This is a genomic window from Streptomyces lushanensis (genome assembly GCF_001700515.1).
In the GTDB taxonomy this organism is placed as follows: Bacteria; Actinomycetota; Actinomycetes; order Streptomycetales; family Streptomycetaceae; genus Streptomyces; species Streptomyces lushanensis.
The window spans coordinates 1-608 of sequence record NZ_MAUD01000715.1 but is presented as its reverse complement, the minus strand read 5'-3'; the positions used below and the strand labels follow the sequence as shown (position 1 = coordinate 608).

The window sequence follows — 608 nt, the reverse complement described above, 5'->3', positions numbered from 1 at the left end:
CCCACCCACAGGCCCGCAAAAGACCAAGAAAAAACCAGGACCCGCCACTCGGTTCACCCCAGCGACCAGCCTCCGCCAAGGCCAAGCTCCGCCAAGGCCGACCAGAACCGACGACGTCCAGACCACACCGGGCAACAGGGGGCGGGGCGGGCTGTCGACAGGACTCGGCCGGTGCCGCGCCCGCCACGTACGGGCTACGGGGACGAGAGGTACTCACCGAGCCGGAGACGCTCGTCCGTCCCGGCGCCCCCGAGGTCTCGCTCCCTCGTCTCGGCCCTCCTCAGGTACGCCGCGTGTTCGGCTTCCAGGTCGACCTCCGTGAACTCCTCCAGCCTCACCATCAACTGAGCAGCCAGAACCCACCCGATCCGCCCGCTCCCGAACGACACACCGTCCACGCCGTACGCCACCGGAAACGGCCCACCAGGCCGGTACAACGCCCCATGCACCCCCGCCACCGCGAACTGACGTACCCGCAGCGCCAGATACCGCTCCCGTAAATACGGACACGCCCCCACCGAAGCCATCGCACACGGCACACACAACGGCGGATGCGCCGTCACATCACCCGGCCCCCACCGCCCCGGATCTGCTTCTTATACACATCT

Annotated in this window: 1 protein-coding gene; it reads right to left on the bottom strand. The window is 68.3% G+C overall.

Annotated elements, in window-relative coordinates:
• Positions 1 to 194 precede the first annotated feature (194 nt).
• Entirely contained in the window at positions 195 to 410 is a 216-nt protein-coding gene (locus BFF77_RS32585; protein WP_066957177.1) for a hypothetical protein, read from the bottom strand.
• Between the last annotated feature and the right edge of the window lie 198 nt (positions 411 to 608).